The organism is Stenotrophomonas sp. GL_101 (assembly GCF_057835675.1).
Map to the genome: position 1 here is coordinate 4,504,817 of NZ_CM174432.1, position 16,320 is coordinate 4,521,136.

The 16,320-nt window shown below is 68.8% G+C and carries 15 protein-coding genes; 13 read left to right on the top strand and 2 right to left on the bottom strand.

Going from position 1 to position 16,320, the window contains the following annotated elements:
* Positions 1-10: 10 nt before the first annotated feature.
* From bioF to AC3IR9_RS19835, 5 genes are all read left to right on the top strand, one after another.
* Positions 11-1,222, top strand: coding sequence for an 8-amino-7-oxononanoate synthase (gene bioF, locus AC3IR9_RS19815; protein ID WP_489292904.1), 1,212 nt, complete (start codon positions 11-13; stop codon positions 1,220-1,222).
* Between the two features lie 16 nt (positions 1,223-1,238).
* Positions 1,239-2,000, top strand: a complete 762-nt coding sequence (bioH, locus tag AC3IR9_RS19820; RefSeq protein WP_489295920.1) for a pimeloyl-ACP methyl ester esterase BioH — start codon at positions 1,239-1,241, stop codon at positions 1,998-2,000.
* A gap of 59 nt (positions 2,001-2,059) precedes the next feature.
* Positions 2,060-2,842: an SDR family oxidoreductase gene (locus tag AC3IR9_RS19825; protein WP_489292905.1), complete on the top strand. Its 783-nt coding sequence runs from the start codon at positions 2,060-2,062 to the stop codon at positions 2,840-2,842.
* 36 nt (positions 2,843-2,878) lie between these two features.
* Positions 2,879-3,763: a malonyl-ACP O-methyltransferase BioC gene (gene bioC / locus AC3IR9_RS19830; RefSeq protein ID WP_489292906.1), complete on the top strand. Its 885-nt coding sequence runs from the start codon at positions 2,879-2,881 to the stop codon at positions 3,761-3,763.
* A gap of 307 nt (positions 3,764-4,070) precedes the next feature.
* Complete coding sequence (locus AC3IR9_RS19835) at positions 4,071-5,291, top strand: ISL3 family transposase (protein WP_489291085.1); 1,221 nt, start codon at positions 4,071-4,073, stop codon at positions 5,289-5,291.
* Between the two features lie 234 nt (positions 5,292-5,525).
* Here AC3IR9_RS19835 and AC3IR9_RS19840 read toward each other — a convergent pair whose 3' ends face one another.
* Together AC3IR9_RS19840 and AC3IR9_RS19845 are read right to left on the bottom strand one after the other, a co-directional pair.
* Entirely contained in the window at positions 5,526-6,137 is a 612-nt protein-coding gene (locus AC3IR9_RS19840; RefSeq protein WP_489295922.1) for a YdcF family protein, read from the bottom strand.
* The gene (locus tag AC3IR9_RS19845) at positions 6,122-7,081 is read right to left on the bottom strand and encodes a pyridoxal-phosphate dependent enzyme (RefSeq protein WP_489292907.1); all 960 of its coding nucleotides are present in this window, start codon (positions 7,079-7,081) and stop codon (positions 6,122-6,124) included. Before AC3IR9_RS19845 ends, AC3IR9_RS19840 begins: the two co-directional genes overlap by 16 nt.
* Before the next feature lie 146 nt (positions 7,082-7,227).
* Between AC3IR9_RS19845 and AC3IR9_RS19850 the strand changes: the two genes are divergently transcribed.
* The 8 genes from AC3IR9_RS19850 (at position 7,228) to AC3IR9_RS19885 (ending at position 16,316) form a co-directional block, all read left to right on the top strand.
* Positions 7,228-7,746, top strand: a complete 519-nt coding sequence (locus AC3IR9_RS19850) for a hypothetical protein (protein WP_489292909.1) — start codon at positions 7,228-7,230, stop codon at positions 7,744-7,746.
* A gap of 457 nt (positions 7,747-8,203) precedes the next feature.
* Positions 8,204-10,093, top strand: coding sequence for a tRNA uridine-5-carboxymethylaminomethyl(34) synthesis enzyme MnmG (gene mnmG, locus AC3IR9_RS19855; protein ID WP_489292910.1), 1,890 nt, complete (start codon positions 8,204-8,206; stop codon positions 10,091-10,093).
* Positions 10,094-10,174: 81 nt separating this feature from the next.
* On the top strand, positions 10,175-10,705 hold the full coding sequence (locus AC3IR9_RS19860) for a gamma carbonic anhydrase family protein (RefSeq protein WP_489292912.1): 531 nt from the start codon (positions 10,175-10,177) through the stop codon (positions 10,703-10,705).
* A 168-nt stretch (positions 10,706-10,873) separates the two neighbouring features.
* The gene (locus AC3IR9_RS19865; protein WP_489292914.1) at positions 10,874-11,563 is read left to right on the top strand and encodes an RDD family protein; all 690 of its coding nucleotides are present in this window, start codon (positions 10,874-10,876) and stop codon (positions 11,561-11,563) included.
* A complete protein-coding gene (locus AC3IR9_RS19870) occupies positions 11,560-12,552 on the top strand; it encodes a stage II sporulation protein M (protein ID WP_489292915.1) in 993 nt (330 codons plus the stop codon). Before AC3IR9_RS19865 ends, AC3IR9_RS19870 begins: the two co-directional genes overlap by 4 nt.
* Positions 12,542-14,116, top strand: a complete 1,575-nt coding sequence (locus AC3IR9_RS19875) for a DUF4129 domain-containing protein (RefSeq protein WP_489292917.1) — start codon at positions 12,542-12,544, stop codon at positions 14,114-14,116. Before AC3IR9_RS19870 ends, AC3IR9_RS19875 begins: the two co-directional genes overlap by 11 nt.
* Positions 14,113-15,303 (top strand): DUF4350 domain-containing protein, encoded by a 1,191-nt coding sequence (locus tag AC3IR9_RS19880; RefSeq protein ID WP_489292919.1) that lies wholly within the window; start codon positions 14,113-14,115, stop codon positions 15,301-15,303. The genes AC3IR9_RS19875 and AC3IR9_RS19880 overlap by 4 nt, the downstream gene beginning before the upstream one ends.
* The gene (locus AC3IR9_RS19885) at positions 15,300-16,316 is read left to right on the top strand and encodes an AAA family ATPase (RefSeq protein ID WP_489292920.1); all 1,017 of its coding nucleotides are present in this window, start codon (positions 15,300-15,302) and stop codon (positions 16,314-16,316) included. The genes AC3IR9_RS19880 and AC3IR9_RS19885 overlap by 4 nt, the downstream gene beginning before the upstream one ends.
* Positions 16,317-16,320 lie beyond the last annotated feature (4 nt).

Below are 16,320 nucleotides of genomic sequence, written 5' to 3' on the forward strand. Positions count from 1 at the left end.
GCGAACGACCATGGCCCGCCCCGACCTGCACGACCGCATCCAGGCCCAGCGCAAGCTTCGCGACGCGCAGGGCCGCGTCCGCGTGCGCCGCACGGTGACCCGTCGCGATGGCGTACAGCTGGAGGTCGATGGCCAGTGGTTGACCGGCTTCTGCAGCAATGACTACCTGGGGCTGTCGCAACAGTTCGGCGTGGTCAGCGCGCTGCAGGATGCCGCCGCGCGCGAAGGGGCCGGCGCCACCGCCTCGCACCTGATCTGCGGCCACCATGCCCTGCATGAAGCGCTGGAGCGGGAGATGGCCGATTGGCTCGGTTACCCGCGCGCGCTGCTGTTTGGCAGTGGCTTTGCCGCCAACCTGGCGGTGCAGCAGGCGTTGCTGAGCGAAGAAGACGATGTGTGCGTGCAGGACCGGCTCAACCACGCCAGCCTGCTGGATGCGACGCGCCTGGCCGGCTGCCGGCTGCGGCGCTACCCGCACCTGGATACCGAAGGCGCGTTGCGCCAGCTCAAGCATGCGCCCGAGGGCGCGGCGATGCTGGCCACCGACGGAGTCTTCAGCATGGACGGCGACATCGCCCCGCTGCGCTCGCTGTCGCTGGTGGCGCGCATGCAGGAAGCGCTGCTGTACGTGGACGATGCGCACGGCATCGGCGTGGTGGGCGAACACGGCCGCGGCTGCGTGGCCGACGCCGGGCTGGGCGCCAACGATGTGCCGCTGCAGCTGGCCACCCTGGGCAAGGCATTGGGCGGCAGTGGTGCGGTGGTGCTCGGCGATGACGCGCTGATCCAGCACCTGGCCGAAACCGCCCGCCCCTACATCTACACCACCGCGGTTTCGCCGGCGCAGGCGGCCGCATCGCTGGCGGCGGTGAAGCTGGCGCGCCGCGATGACTGGCGCCGCGAAAAGCTGGCCGAACTGATCGGCGTGTTCCGCGCCGGCGCCCGCCAGCACGGGCTGGAGCTGATGCCTTCCGATACCCCGATCCAGCCGCTGCTGTGCGGGTCCGAAGCCACCGTGATGGCGCTGTCGGCCGCGCTGGAAGCCTCGGGATTCCTGGTCAGTGCGATTCGCCCGCCGACCGTACCGGAGGGCAAGGCACGGCTGCGGGTCACCTTGTCCGCGCTGCATACCCCGGCGCAGGTGCGTGCGTTGACCGAAGCGATCGGCCACGCGCGCGACAGCGTGCTGCGCCAGCAATCGCTGGATGCACTGAGCGCGTGAGTGGGTGGCGGTGAGCCTGCATATCGAGGTGCTCGGGCACGGGCCGGCGTTGGTCCTCATCCACGGCTGGGCGTTGCACGGCGGTGTGTTCGCACCGTTGGTGGAACGCCTGTCGGCGCGGTACACGCTGCATCTGGTCGACCTGCCCGGGCACGGCCACAGCCATGCCGACCCCACCCCGCTGCGCCTGCCGCACGTGGTCAACGCGATTGCCGCCGCCACGCCGCCGGCGGTGTGGTGCGGCTGGTCGCTGGGCGGGTTGTTCGCACTGCACGCGGCAGCCACCCTGCCGCAGGTACGTGCACTGGTGATGATCGCCGCCACGCCGCGCTTCGTGCGCGGCGATGACTGGCCGCACGCGGTCGAGCCGGCGGTGTTCGAGCAGTTCGGCCAAGACCTGGCGCAGGACTACCGCGGCACGCTGGAACGTTTCCTGGCGCTGGACGCGATGGGCTCCGAGCACGCCCGGCAGGAACTGCGCACCCTGCGCGAGATGCTGGTCGCGCGCGGCGAACCGGCCCCGCGCGCGCTGCGCGAGGGCCTGCACCTGCTTGAGCACACCGACCTGCGCGGCGCCCTGCCCGGCCTGGGCAAACCCAGCCTGTGGCTGGCCGGCCAACGCGACCGGCTGGTGTCGGCGCGCGCGATGCAGGCGGCCGCCGCCCTGGCCCCGGGCGCGCTGGCACACGTGGTCGCCCAGGGCGGGCATGCGCCGTTCCTGGGCCACACCGATACGGTCGCCGCGCAGCTGCAACAGTTCGTTGCCGCCCTGCCTTGACCCATCCCTCGCGCATATCACCGATCATGTACGCCCGCCTTTCAGCACAGGATTGACCCATGGATCTTGGAATCGCCGGCCGCTGGGCCCTGGTCTGCGCCGCCAGCAAGGGGCTCGGGCTGGGCTGCGCGCGCGCCCTGGTCCGCGAAGGCGTCAACGTGGTCATCGCCGCGCGCGGGGAAGACGCCCTGGACCGCGCCGTGCTGGAACTGCAGGCCGTGCCCGGTGCGCGCAACGTGCTGGGCGTGGTAGCCGACATCACCAACGAGCCGGGCCGCGACGCCGCGCTGGCGGCCTGCCCGCAGGTCGACATCCTGGTCAACAATGCCGGCGGTCCACCGGCAGGCGACTTCCGCCAGTTCAGCCGCGAGGACTGGATCGCCGCGCTGGATGCCAACATGCTGGCACCGATCGCGCTGATCCGCGCCACCGTGGACGGCATGATCGAGCGCGGCTTCGGGCGCGTGGTCAACATCACCTCGTCGTCGGTGAAGGCACCCATCGACACCCTTGCCCTGTCCAATGGCGCACGCTCGGGCCTGACCGGTTTCGTGGCCGGTCTCGCGCGCAGGACCGTGGCCCACAACGTCACCCTCAACAACCTGTTGCCGGGCCAGTTCGACACCGACCGGCTGCGCGGCAACTTCGCCTACCTTGCCCAGCAGCAGGGCATCGATGCCGGCCAGATCGCCGAGCGCAAACGCACCCACATCCCGGCCGGGCGCTTTGGCACCGCCGATGAATTCGGCGCGGCCTGTGCGTTCCTGTGCAGCGCGCAGGCCAGCTACATCACCGGGCAGAACCTGCTGATCGATGGCGGCGCCTACCCGGGCACGTTCTGATCTTTCCTGTATCACCGTTTCCGTAGTGAGCCCTCCATGACGTCCAGCTTCGATCCCCGCCATGTCCGCCGCGCCTTCTCGCGTGCTGCCCACAGCTACGATGCCGCCGCCGCGCTGCAACGCGAGGTGGACAAGCGCCTGCTCGAATCGCTGGACTACCTGGAAAACCGCCAACCGGCGGTGGTGCTGGACGTCGGCAGCGGCACCGGCCACGCCAGCGCGGCGATCAAAAAGCGTTGGCCGAAGGCCCAGGTGATCGCGCTGGACCTGGCCGCACCGATGCTGCGCGAGTCGAAGAAGCAGGCCGGCTGGTGGAAGCCATTCGCACGGGTGTGCGGCGATGCGCAGGCGCTGCCGTTGCTGGACCAGAGCGTGGATGTGATTTACAGCAACCTGTGCCTGCAGTGGGTGGAAGACCTGCCTGCGGTGTTCGCCGGCTTCCGCCGTGCGCTCAAACCGGGCGGCCTGCTGCTGTGCTCGACCTTCGGGCCGGAGACGCTGGTGGAACTGCGTGACGCATTCGCCGAGGTGGACGCGGTACCGCACGTCAGCCGTTTTGCGCCCATCGCGCAGTTCGGCGATGCCTTGATGATGGCCGGCTTCCGCGATCCGGTGCTGGACCGCGACCTGTTCACGCTGACCTACGACGACATGAGCGCGCTGATGCGCGAACTGCAGGCGATCGGGGCCACCAACGCGCGCCATGACCGTCGCCACACGCTCACCGGCCGCGGCCGTTTCGCCGCCGCACGTGCCGCCTACGAGCCGCTACGCCGCGACGACGGCAAGCTGCCCAGCAGCTGGGAAGTGATCTACGCCCACGCCTGGGCCCCCGAAGCGGGTGCCCCGATCCGCGAGCACGGCCACGACGTGGCCAGCGTGCCGGTGTCGGCGATCCCGATCCGGCGCAGAATCCGATAACGCCGTCATGCTGTTCACTTAAGCGGCCACAGCCTCGTTCGGGCATACCGCCTCCGGTATCTGGCCAGGCATTGGGGGCTGCGATCAACGTCACCACCAACGGTGGTGACCTACCTTTCGGTGCCCGCGCGCGGAAAACCGCAGCGCCCACGCCAACCCTCGGCGTGCGCCGTTGCGCACCGCAAGCCGAGCCGCTTGGCGGCCGGCAGGTCCTTGGCAAAATAAAGGTTCATCGCGGATTAGCGTGGAGCTTTTGCCGGCTCCCGTTACCCTTGAAGCCTGAAATCAGGGCCTCAGGGGTCAGGTCATGCTGGATCGGAAGACGATTGAGAGGCTGGGTGGCTGGGAAGGCTACCGGGTGGAGCGGATCGCCTGGCCGGAAGGCGACAGCCGGACCGTCACTATCTACCTCAAACCCACGGCCCGCACGATGCATTGCGAGCACTGCGGGAGCCGATGCCGGCAAGTGCACGAGACGACGGTGCGCCGGGTACGCGATCTGCCCCTGATGGCATTGCGCGTTGCGCTGGTGGTGCCGCGACGGCGCGTCTGGTGCCCCCAGTGCGCTGGGCCGCGCCTGGAGAAGTTGAGCTGGCTTGGCCGCTACCAGCGGGTCACTGACCGGCTGGCCGAAGCGGTCAGCCAGTTGCTGGTATCCAGCAATATCCTGGCCGTGGCACGCTTTTTCCAGTTGGGCTGGCATACGGTCAAGGCACTGGATAAAGCCTTGTTGCGTGAGTCTGTCCAAGCCCCGGACTGGAGCCAGATCCACTACCTGGCGATGGACGAATTTGCGCTGCACAAGGGTCACCGCTATGCAACGGTCGTGGTGGATCCGATCAGTCGCCAGGTACTTTGGCTGGGCAACGGGCGCTCCCGCGATACGGCGCGTGCCTTTTTTGAGCAGCTTCCCCCGGGCGTTTCCGAGCAATTGCGCGCCGTGGCGATCGACATGACGACGGCCTATGAAGTGGAGATCCGGGCCAACTGTCCCAATGCCGAGATCGTCTTCGACTTGTTCCATGTGGTGGCCAAGTACGGTCGCGAAGTGATCGACCGGGTTCGCGTGGACCAGGCCAACAAGCTCCGGCACGACAAGCCTGCGCGCCGTGTCATCAAATCCAGCCGATGGCTGCTACTGCGCAATCGCAGCAACCTGGACCGGCATCAGACGGTGCGGCTGGATGAGCTGCTGGAAGCAAATCAACCGCTCCTCACCACCTATCTGATGCGCGATGAGCTCAAGCGACTGTGGTTTTACCGCCATCCCGGATGGGCCAGGAAGGCTTGGAACCAGTGGCTGGAGCAGGCCCAGCGCAGCGGAATCGCCGCCTTGGCGCTGTTTGCACAACGGCTCAAAGCCTATCTGCATGGGATCGTGTCGCGTTGCCGACACCGCCTCAATACCAGCATCGTCGAAGGCATCAACAACACCATCAAGGTCATCAAACGCCGGGCCTACGGCTATCGGGATCAGGAGTACTTCTTCCTGAAAATCCGTGCAGCGTTCCCCGGTATTCCGCGATGAACCAAAATAAAGGAGGAGGCCGTCGCCGCAGGCGTCGGCCGGGGGACATTTGCGAAAGGGCCTGCCGGCCGCCAAGCGGCACCGAAAGCTCGCGATACACCCAAGCGAAGACGCACACACTCGCTGCTACGGAGAGAAAAACCAAAAAACGCAGCGGGGCAGAGCCCCGCTCTACGTTGCGCCGCGCCGTACCGGTGGTCCCGAAGCAGCGGGGCGGTGACCCGCATCTCCGCGTCAGGCGGGGAACAGGTCGCGGTGGAAGAAGTAGATCTCCTGCACCAGGAATTTCCAGCTGGTATGGAAGCTGCGGAAGCGCGTGCTCGGCGTTGACGAGGCCAACGCGTCGATGCCCAGTTCGCGGGCCAGGCGCAGCGCGCGCGCCATGTGCAGCGGGTCACTGACGATGATCACCCGGTGCAGCTTGCGCTGGTCCATCAGCCGCCGTGCTTCGATCAGGTTCTGCCGAGTCGTCCGCGATGCCGTTTCGATCAGGATCGCCTCGTCCGGCACGCCCTGCTTGAGCGCATAGCGGCGTGCCACCTGCGATTCGGAAAAGCGCGCGGCGGTGCCGCCATAGCCACCGGTGAAGATCAGCAGAGGTGCATAGCCCTGCTGGTAGAGGTCCAGCCCATGCCGGATGCGTTCTTCAAAGACCGGCGACGGCTTGGCATCGTAGGCCGCTGCGCCCAGCACGATGATCGCGTCGGCCTTGGCCGCCTGGTCGTGTTCGCCCACCCATACGATCCATGCGGTCACGCACAACAACCAGGCCACCAGCACCAGGCACAGCCGCCACACCCAGCCCAGCACGCCGACCCGTGTGCGCCGGCTCATGCGCGCGCCCAGGGCAACGCGTCCAGGTCGACATTGCCGCCGGACAACACCACCCCGACCCGCTGCCCGGCAAACCGCGCCGGCGCCGACAGGATCGCCGCCAGGGCAATGGCCGAGGACGGCTCGACCACCTGCTTGAGCACCTGCCAGAGCAGGCGCATGGCGGCCACGGTGGCTGCATCGTCCACCGTGATCACTTCGGCGGCGCCATGCAGCAGGGCGAAGTTGGGCACGCCCAGCGTGGTGCGCAGGCCGTCGCAGACCGTGTCGGGGGTGAAGTCGACCTGGCGCTCGCCCGCCGCCAGCGACCGCGCGGTGTCGGCCGCGCCCGCCGGTTCGGCAAGGATCAAGCGGGTCTGCGGCGACACCGCCTGCAGCGCCAGCCGCGTTCCCGCCGCCAGCCCACCACCGCCCACCGGCACAACCAGTGCATCGAACGGGCCGTGGCTGTGCACCAGCTCCAGCGCCGCCGTGCCCTGCCCGGCGATTACCCGGGGGTTGGCGTAGGGATGCACCAGGCTGGCCCCGGTCTGCGCCTGCACCTGCGCGCACATCGCTTCGCGCGCCTCGATGCTGGCCTCGCAGCGCCAGATGGTGGCACCGTGGCGGGCGACGTTGGCCAGCTTGGCCGCGACCGCGCCCTCGGGCACCACCACGTTGCAGGCAATGCCCCGGGTACGCGCGGCCAGCGCCAATGCGGCGCCATGATTGCCCGACGAATGGGTGACCACCCCGCAGGCGGCCTGGGCCGCGGCCAACGACCACACCGCGTTGCACGCGCCACGGAACTTGAACGCGCCACCGCGCTGCAGGTGCTCGGCCTTGAACGACACCGATGCCGACGCCATGCCGTCCAGCACCCGCGACTGCAGCACCGGGGTGATGCTGGCATGTGGGGCTATGCGCGCCGCGGCGGCCAGCACGTCGTCGACACAGGGCAAGGGTGAATCGCTCATGACGCAAGATTAACGTATGGCCCCGGTTCGCACTGCCCCGTCCTGCCGTGACACCATGGCAATCATTCAGCGGATCGGCCCCGGATTAAGGGCCGATTCAATGCACCGGGCCGAAGCTGGGCCCATACCCTCTGGGGGGACCCATCATGAAAATGCGCCTGATCTTCGCCGGTGGCCTGCTGTTGGCCCTGTCCGGTTGCGCCAGCTACGACTATGTCGGCGGCGGCGGTGGCAATGGTTATTACCACGGTGCCCCGTCAGTGGAGTACCGCTATCCCTATGGCTACCCGGGTGGTTATGGCTACCCCGGTGGCTATGGCAGCGGCTACTACGGCGGTGGCTATTACGGTGGCGGCTACGGTTACCCGTCCTACCGGCCGTATCCGAACCATCGCCCGCCGCACAATCATCGCCCGCCGCCACGCCCGGGCAATGGCGGCACTCCGCCGGTGCGTCCGCCGGATCGCCCGCGCCCGTCCTACAACGGCGGTTCGCCGTGGCGGAACATGGACTCGGTGGGCCCGCGCTCGCGTCCGCAGCAGCAACAGCAGCAGCGCCCGCCGCAGCAGGCACGCCCGGCCCAGGCCCCGCGTCCGGCCCAGCGGATGAACGGTTCCCCCTCGCGAAACATGAACAGAATGACGCAGGGCACAGTTGAGCCCTGACCATCTTGATTTTCACGTGCGGCAAGGTTCACTCTAGGCGCGCAGTGACGGCCTCGGTCGAAAAGTGACAAAAGCGACACAAGACGTCACATTCAGCTCTATGTCGATATCCGCCAGGAACATCTGGATCCCCCCTGTTCCGGCCCTGTCGGATGTCGGCACCTATCAAGCAAAAGGCCCCGCCATGGCGGGGCCTTTTGTTTAAAAAATCAGGGCCGGCAGTCCCCCGACTACCGGCCCTTCTGCTTCCCCGGGATGCGCTTGGACCAGCCCCTGTTCCAATTCCGGTCCGTGACGCCAAGGCGCCTGCCATCCTGGGTGCTAAGGAGTTATCTGCAGAAAACGTGCCAACTTGAGGGTTGTTTTCATCGTTTCCGACGATTGGCGCTAAAATCGCCACCCGTGCCCTGTTCCCAGGGCTGATCCGGGCCGCGCAGGCCCCGTCCGAGCCCCACCCATGACCGACTCCTTCTATCGCTACGACGTCATCGTCATCGGCGGCGGCCACGCCGGCACCGAGGCTGCCCTGGCGTCCGCGCGCAGCGGCGCGCGCACCCTGCTGCTCACCCACAACGTGGAAACCATCGGCGCGATGAGCTGCAACCCGGCCATCGGTGGCATCGGCAAAGGCCACCTGGTCAAGGAAATCGACGCCCTCGGCGGAGCCATGGCGCATGCCGCCGACCGTGCCGGCATCCAATGGCGCACCCTCAACGCCTCCAAGGGCCCGGCCGTGCGTGCCACCCGCTGCCAGGCCGACCGCAACCTGTACCGCATGGCGATCCGCCAGATCGTCGAGACCCAGCCCAACCTCACCGTGTTCCAGGCGGCGGTGGATGACCTGGTGATCGAGGGCGACCGCGTGCGCGGCGCGATCACCCAGACCGGGCTGCAGTTCGATGCGCCGGCCGTCGTGCTCACTGCCGGCACCTTCCTGGCCGGCAAGATCCACGTCGGTCAGACCCAGTATGCCGCCGGCCGCATGGGCGACCCGCCGGCCACCACGCTGGCCGCGCGCCTGCGCGAGCGCCCGTTCGTGGTCGACCGCCTGAAGACCGGCACCCCGCCGCGCATCGACGGCCGCTCGCTGGATTACAGCGTGATGGACGAGCAGCCCGGCGACAGCCCGCGCCCGGTGATGTCCTTCCTCGGCGATGTGGCCGGGCACCCGGCCCAGGTCAGCTGCTGGATCACCCACACCAGCGAACGCACCCACGAGATCATCCGCAACGCGCTGCATCGCTCACCGCTGTACAGCGGCCAGATCGAAGGCATCGGCCCGCGGTACTGCCCCTCGATCGAAGACAAGGTGGTGCGGTTCGCCGAGAAGGCCAGCCACCAGATCTTCGTCGAGCCCGAGGGCCTGGACGTGGTGGAGATCTACCCCAACGGCATCTCCACCTCGCTGCCGTTCGATGTGCAGCTGGCCCTGGTACGCAGCATCGCCGGCATGGAAAACGCGCACATCACCCGCCCCGGCTATGCGATTGAATACGACTTCTTCGATCCGCGCGGGCTGGACAACACGCTGCAGACCAAGAGCGTGTCCGGGTTGTTCTTCGCCGGCCAGATCAATGGCACCACCGGTTACGAGGAAGCCGCCGCGCAGGGCCTGCTGGCCGGGCTCAACGCCGCGCGTCACGTACGCGAACAGGCCGGCTGGTGCCCGCGTCGCGACCAGGCCTACCTGGGCGTGCTGGTGGATGACCTGATCACCCACGGCACCACCGAGCCCTACCGCATGTTCACCAGCCGCGCCGAATACCGGCTGCAGCTGCGCGAAGACAATGCCGACGCGCGCCTGACCGCCTTGGGGCGCGACATGGGCCTGGTCGACGAGCACCGCTGGCGCGCGTTCCAGACCAAACAGGACGCGGTGGCTGCCGAGTCGGCCCGCCTGCGCGGGATCTGGGCAACCCCGGGCAACGCACTCGGCCGCGAGGTGGGCGCCACGCTCGGCGTGGCGGTCAGCCGCGAAACCAACGTGCTGGACCTGATCAAGCGCCCCGAACTGGACTACGCAGCACTGATGCGGGTGCCCTCGCTGGGCCCGGCCGTGGCCGATCCGAAGGTGGCCGAGCAGGTCGAGATCGGGGTGAAGTACGCCGGTTACCTGGACCGTCAACGCGACGAGATCGAGCGCCAGCAGCGCCACGAGAACACCGCCATCGGCAGCGACTTCGATTACGCCGGCGTGCGCGGGCTGTCGGCCGAAGTGCAGCAGAAGCTCGAGCGCGTGCGCCCGCAGACCATCGGCCAGGCCCAGCGCATTCCCGGCATGACCCCGGCGGCGATTTCGCTGCTGCTGGTGCACCTGGAACGCGCACGCCGCGCGCGGGTAGCCTGACCTGCGGCGCGCCGACCCACGGTCGGCAGCTGCCGCCACGCCCATGGCGACACTGACACCCCCCTCTTCCCGGAGTACCGCATGTCCCCGATCCGCCCCTTCCTCGACAAACTGCCGGTGCTCGGTGAGCGCTGCTACATCGATCCGGCCTGCACGATCATCGGCGAGGTGGAGCTGGGCGATGACGTCTCGGTCTGGCCGGGCACGGTGATCCGCGGCGACGTCAATGGAGTGCGGATCGGTGCGCGCAGCAATATCCAGGACGGCACCATCATCCATGTCAGCCACCACAGTCCGTTCAACAAGGCCGGCCACCCGACCCTGATCGGCGAAGGCGTGACCGTCGGCCACGGCACCATCATCCACGCCTGCACGATCGGCGATTACTGCCTGATCGGCATGGGCGCGTGCATCCTCGACGGTGCGCGGGTGGAGACGCACGGGTTCGTCGGTGCCGGTGCGGTGGTGGGCCCGGGCAAAGTAGTGGGCGAAGGCGAACTGTGGGTGGGCAACCCGGCCCGGCCGACGCGCAGACTCAGCGACAAGGAGATCGAATCGCTGCACTACTCGGCCGACCACTACGTGCGGCTCAAGGACCAGTACCTGGGCTGATCGCGGCCGGAGGGGTCGCTTCGGTCCTGCCGCGATGATCGGCGCTGGGCATCGGCACGGCCGCACGGTAAAGTCCACAGCCGACCAGGACGCAGTCGAGAACCGCATGCCCCCGCTGGCAGCCGGCCGGAGTGGATTCCGGCGCCCCCTTTCCCGTCGTACGCGCGCATGAGCGCGACGATGCTCGATACCTACCGTGAAGTGATCACGCCCGAAGGCGTGCCGTTGCACCTGCCAGCGGCCGGCCCGGTGCCGCGTGCGCTGGCGTGGCTGATCGATTTCATGATCCGGGTCGGCGCACTGGGGCTGCTGGCCATTCCGCTGGCCTTCCTCGGCGAGCTGGGCCAGGGCATCCACCTGGCGCTGATGTTCCTGCTGATGTGGGCCTACACCATCGTCCAGGAAGCCTGCTGGGGCCGCACCGTGGGCAAGCGCGTGCTCGGCCTGCGCGTCGTCGCACGCGACGGTGCGCCGATCGGCTGGATGGCCGCCATCACCCGCAACCTGCTGCGCACCGTGGACATGCTGCCAGTTGCCTACGCGGTGGGCCTGCTGTCGAGCCTGTTCGATGCGCATGGGCGCCGCCTGGGCGACCTGGTCGCCGGCACCGTGGTCATCCACGACAGCGCGCGCCCACTGCCCGGCAGCGTCGCCATCGACACCGTGCTGGCCCCGCCGCAACCGCTGCAGCCGGCCGAGCAGGCCGCCGTGGTGGCCTTCGCCGAACGTGCGCCACGGCTGTCCGCGCCGCGCCAGCAGGAACTGGCCGCCATCGTCGCCCCGCTCAGTGGCGGCGGTGGGCAGGTCGGCGTGCTGCGCCTGTATGCGATGGCCAACTGGTTGTTGGGACGGCGATGAGACAGGAACAGTTCGTCACCCGCTACCAGCACGAATGGCAGGCGCTGGAACACTGGCTGGCCGTACACGGCCAGGCCAGCAGCCCGGCCGCTCGCCCGGCCGCCGACGCGGTGCTCAACGACGAAGATGTTCCACAGCGGTATCGCCGTCTGTGCCAGCAGTTGGCGCTGGCCCGCAAGCGCGGCTACAGCCCGCAGCTGGTGGCGCGCCTGCAGTTGCTGATGCAGCAGGGCCACAGCCTGCTCTACCGCACCCCGCCACCGCGGTGGCGGCGGGCACTGGAGTTCCTGTTCGCCGATTTCCCACAGCTGGTGCGCAGCCAGGCGCGCAGCATGTGGGTGGCCACCGCCTTGTTCGTGGTGCCGCTGGTGGGCAGTTTCGCCCTGCTGCAGTGGTATCCGGAGTTCATCCACCTGGTGATGGACAACACCGAGATCGCCGCGATGGAGCGCATGTACGACCCGGCCGCCCCGCACCTGGGCCGCGACAGCGGCACCGACTGGATGATGTTCGGCCACTACATCATGAACAACATCAGCATCGGCCTGCGTACCTTCGCCAGTGGCCTGCTGGCAGGCGTTGGCACGGTGCTGGTGCTGCTGTTCAACGGGCTGATCATCGGCGCAGTGGCCGGCCACCTGCAGCACATCGGCCATGGCGATCCGTTCTGGCGCTTCGTGGTCGGGCATGGCGCATTTGAACTGACCGCGATCGTGATCGCCGGCGGCGCGGGCCTGCAGCTGGGCATGAAACTGCTGGCACCCGGGCGGCGGCGGCGCATCGATGCGCTGGTCGAAGGCGGGGTGATCGGTGCGCGGCTGTGCCTGGGCGTGGCGGCGATGCTGCTGGTGGCCGCCTTCATCGAGGCGTTCTGGTCGTCCATCGCCGCCGTACCGGCCTGGGGCAAGTACGCCGTCGCTGCGGTGCTGTGGAGCGTGGTGCTGGTCTGGCTGTGGCGCGGTGGTCGCGGGAGCACGCATGCGCATTGACCAGCTGGACGTGGTGCTGCGCGCACGCAGTGGCTGGGAAGCAGTGGAACTGGGTACCGCGCTGGTGCGTCGGCACGCACGCGCGATCTGGTCGCCGGTGTTGCTGGTGGGCCTGCCGCTGTTCGCGGTACTCAACGCACTGGCGTGGTGGGCCGATGCGTTCGGGGTGGCGTGGCTGCTGATGTGGTGGCTCAAGCCGCTGTTCGACCGCGTGGCCCTGTACGTGGTCTCGCGCGGGGTGTTCGGCGATGTACCCGGCACCCTGCAGACCCTGCGCGCGCAGCGGCACTGGGGCTGGACGGGCTTCTGGGGCTACCTTGGCTGGCGTCGCTTCAGCCCGCTGCGCGCGTTGCTGATGCCGGTCAACCTGCTGGAAGGCAACCCGGCCGAACACCGCGGCGCGCGCCGCCGCGCCATTGCCGGCGGTGCGTTCGGGCATGCGCTGCTGCTGACCCTCACCTGCATGGCCTTCGAGCTGATCCTGGTCGCCGGCGGCATCGCCACGGTGTTCATGTTCGTCCCTTACGAGCTGTTGTCCGACTCGTGGCGGGCGGCGTGGGCGATGGTGCGCGAAGATACCCCCGCCTGGGCGCGGTTGGGTTTCAACCTGCTGTGCTGGCTGTCAGCCAGCCTGATCGGCCCGTTCTACGTGGGCGCCGGCTTCGGGCTGTACCTCAACCGCCGCACCGAGATGGAGGCCTGGGACGTGGAGATCGCCTTCCGGCGCCTGCGTGATCGCCTGCAGCAGGCCGCACCGCTGCTGATGCTTGCCTTGGTGCTGGCCTGGCCGGGTGGCGCGGTGCATGCGCAGGCGGCCGATGCCGATGCCGAAGCAGCACACGAAGCGCCGCTCACCTACGACAACGATCCGGACAACCGACCGGCGACCATCTTCGGCAACACCGAGGTGGATACCGCCGGCTTCCGCCAGGCGGTGCAGCGTGCCTATGAAGATCCCCTGCAGAACCCGACGCGGCAGGTGAGCCGCTGGAAGTCGACGGCAACAGACGCCGACAGCAAGGACAAGAAAAAGCCCGACCGCAAGGACAGCGACAGCGCGAACAAGCGCTCCAAGGGACCGTTGCTGCCGGCGCAGATCGCCGAGTGGCTGCTATGGGCCCTGGTCGGCATTCTGCTGCTGATCCTGGCCGCCACCGCACCGCGCTGGCTGCGCTGGTTGCGCGGCGGGGGTGGCACGCGCAGGACGGTCGCCCCGGCGGTGGTCGAGGACGACATCCGGGTGCCCGATACCGTGCCGCCGGATGCGGCCGCGCGTGCACGGGCGCTGTGGCAACAGGGGCGCCCGCGCCAGGCACTGGCGCTGCTGTACCGCGCCAGCGTGGAATCGATGAGCGAACGGGCGCAGATCGCACTGCCGCCCGGCGCCACCGAAGCGCACTGCCTGCGAGTGTCGCGGCGCATGCCCGACGCGGCCGACCGCAGCTTGTTCGCGCGCGTCGTGCAGGTCTGGCAGTACGCCGCCTATGCTGGCCGGCTGCCGGACGAGGAGGCCTTCGACAGCCTCGCCAGCACCCTGCGGCAACAGTTCCGGTGGCAGGGATGAGCGTGCGGCTGCGCTGGCTGCTGGTGATGCTCGGCGTTTGCGCCGTGGGCATTCCGTTGGCGATCCTGTTCCTGCGCACCCACCAGCGGGTGACCGAAACCCAGTACCTGCCGCCACAGGGCGAGGCCAGCTACAACCCGCTGTACGTGCTGGGCCAGGCACTGCGCGCCGATGGCATCGCGGTCCGCGCGCAGCCGCGCGTGGACATCACCACGATGTCGCTGCAACCGCACGACACGATGGTGCTGCTGCAGGACAGCGCCAGCCTGCCGCCGCCCACGGTGCGGGCGCTGCTGGACTGGGTGGCGCGTGGCGCTCATCTGATCGTCCGCACGCCGCCGACGGCGGCCGATGACCTTCAGGGCAACGGCCCGCTGCTGGAGGCGCTGGGCGTGGACAGCATCGACTACGACAGCGGCTGCCAGCCGTGGCACGTCCGCGACGACCCGCAGCACCTGGAGTTCTGCAATGGCCGCCGCTTCGCGCTGGACCCACCGGCGGGCATGCGCGTGGAGCACAGCTGGGGCGACAACGACGAGGACGGGCTGGTGTTCGCGCGCCTGCGCCACGGCCAGGGCAGCGTGGACGTGCTGGCCGACCTGGACTTCATGAAGGGCCAGGGCCGCCCGCGTGACCAGGACAAGGCCGCCGGGCCGCGTACCGACTACATCGATGGCCTGCACGACAAGTCGCACCGCGACCTGACCCGTTACCTGCTGGCGCCGCGTTATGGCCAGGGCACGATGTGGCTGGTGTATGCCTCACGCCCACCGTCGCTGTGGCACCGCCTGTTCTACCAGGGCTGGCCGGTGTGGGCACCGCTGCTGCTGGCCCTGCTGGGCTGGCTGTGGCAGCGCGCGCAACGCATGGGCAGCCTGCTGCCCTCGCCGGCGATCGAGCGCCGCTCGCTGCTGGAACATGTGCGCGCCAGCGGCGAACACCTGCTGCGCCATGGCAAGGCTCCCCTGCTGTACGACGCGGTGCGGCGCGCCTTCCTCGGCCGCCTGCGACGCCGCGCACCCACGGCCGCCGCGCTTACCGGCGAAGCCCAGGTGCAGGCCATCGCCACCTTGCTGCAATGGCCGCACGCCCGCGTCCACACCGCCCTGCACGCGCCGGCGTCGAAAGACCTGGCCGGGCTGCGCGACCGCATCCGCCTGCTGATCCAGATGAGAAACCTGCTATGACCGAGCCGACCGTTCCGCCGCTGCTGTCTTCTCCCGCGCCGTCGCCGCCGCCGTTGTCCGATCCCAGCCTGATCGAGCGCGTGGACGCCGTGCGCGAGGCCGTCGGCCGTGCCTTCATCGGCCAGGCCGAGGTCCTCGACCAGATCCTGATCGCCCTGCTGGCCGGCGGCCACGTACTGATCGAAGGGGTGCCCGGGCTGGGCAAGACGCTGCTGGTGCGCGCCCTGGCCCAAGCCCTGGAGCTGGACTACGGGCGGGTGCAGTTCACCCCCGACCTGATGCCCAGCGATGTCAGTGGGCATGCGGTATACGATCCGAAATCGGAGAGCTTCAAGATCCGTCGGGGCCCGGTGTTCACCAACCTGCTGCTCGCCGACGAGATCAACCGCGCCCCGGCCAAGACCCAGTCCGCCCTGCTGGAAGTGATGCAGGAGGGCCAGGTCACCATCGAGGGCAAATCGTTCGCGCTGAGCCCGCCGTTCCTGGCCATGGCCACGCAGAACCCGGTCGAGCAGGAAGGCACCTACCCGCTGCCCGAAGCACAGCTGGACCGCTTCCTGCTCAAGGTAGTGATCGACTACCCCGCGCTGGAAGACGAGAAGCGCATGGTGGATGCGATCACCACCGGCCGCAGCGCGTCGGACTTCGACCTGTCGCAGGTGCCGCGCGTGCTGACCGCCGCGCAGGTGGTGGCGCTGCAACAGGCCACCGCGGCGATCGTGGTCGACCCGGAGGTGATCGATTACGCGGTGCGGATCGTCGCGGCCACCCGGCAGTGGCCGGGCATCGCGTTGGGCGCCGGCCCACGCGGCAGCATCGCGCTGGTACGCGCCGCGCGCGCGCAGGCGGTGCTGGCCGGGCGCGACTTCGTCACCCCCGACGATGTGCGTGACATCGCCAAGCCCGCACTGCGCCACCGCATCGCACTGGCCCCGGAACTGCAGATCGAAGGCCAGAGCGCCGACGACGCGCTGGATGCACTGCTGGCCAAGGTGGACGCGCCGCGCAAATGAATCG

Coding starts and splice junctions, on each gene's coding strand:
- AC3IR9_RS19875 (WP_489292917.1), top strand. CDS start 12,542: ATGCGCATTGACCAGCTGGACGTGGTGCTGCGCGCACGCAGTGGCTGG.
- bioC (WP_489292906.1), top strand. CDS start 2,879: ATGACGTCCAGCTTCGATCCCCGCCATGTCCGCCGCGCCTTCTCGCGT.
- AC3IR9_RS19865 (WP_489292914.1), top strand. CDS start 10,874: ATGAGCGCGACGATGCTCGATACCTACCGTGAAGTGATCACGCCCGAA.
- bioF (WP_489292904.1), top strand. CDS start 11: ATGGCCCGCCCCGACCTGCACGACCGCATCCAGGCCCAGCGCAAGCTT.
- mnmG (WP_489292910.1), top strand. CDS start 8,204: ATGACCGACTCCTTCTATCGCTACGACGTCATCGTCATCGGCGGCGGC.
- AC3IR9_RS19880 (WP_489292919.1), top strand. CDS start 14,113: ATGAGCGTGCGGCTGCGCTGGCTGCTGGTGATGCTCGGCGTTTGCGCC.
- AC3IR9_RS19885 (WP_489292920.1), top strand. CDS start 15,300: ATGACCGAGCCGACCGTTCCGCCGCTGCTGTCTTCTCCCGCGCCGTCG.
- AC3IR9_RS19870 (WP_489292915.1), top strand. CDS start 11,560: ATGAGACAGGAACAGTTCGTCACCCGCTACCAGCACGAATGGCAGGCG.
- AC3IR9_RS19860 (WP_489292912.1), top strand. CDS start 10,175: ATGTCCCCGATCCGCCCCTTCCTCGACAAACTGCCGGTGCTCGGTGAG.
- AC3IR9_RS19835 (WP_489291085.1), top strand. CDS start 4,071: ATGCTGGATCGGAAGACGATTGAGAGGCTGGGTGGCTGGGAAGGCTAC.
- AC3IR9_RS19850 (WP_489292909.1), top strand. CDS start 7,228: ATGAAAATGCGCCTGATCTTCGCCGGTGGCCTGCTGTTGGCCCTGTCC.
- AC3IR9_RS19825 (WP_489292905.1), top strand. CDS start 2,060: ATGGATCTTGGAATCGCCGGCCGCTGGGCCCTGGTCTGCGCCGCCAGC.
- AC3IR9_RS19845 (WP_489292907.1), bottom strand. CDS start 7,081: ATGAGCGATTCACCCTTGCCCTGTGTCGACGACGTGCTGGCCGCCGCG.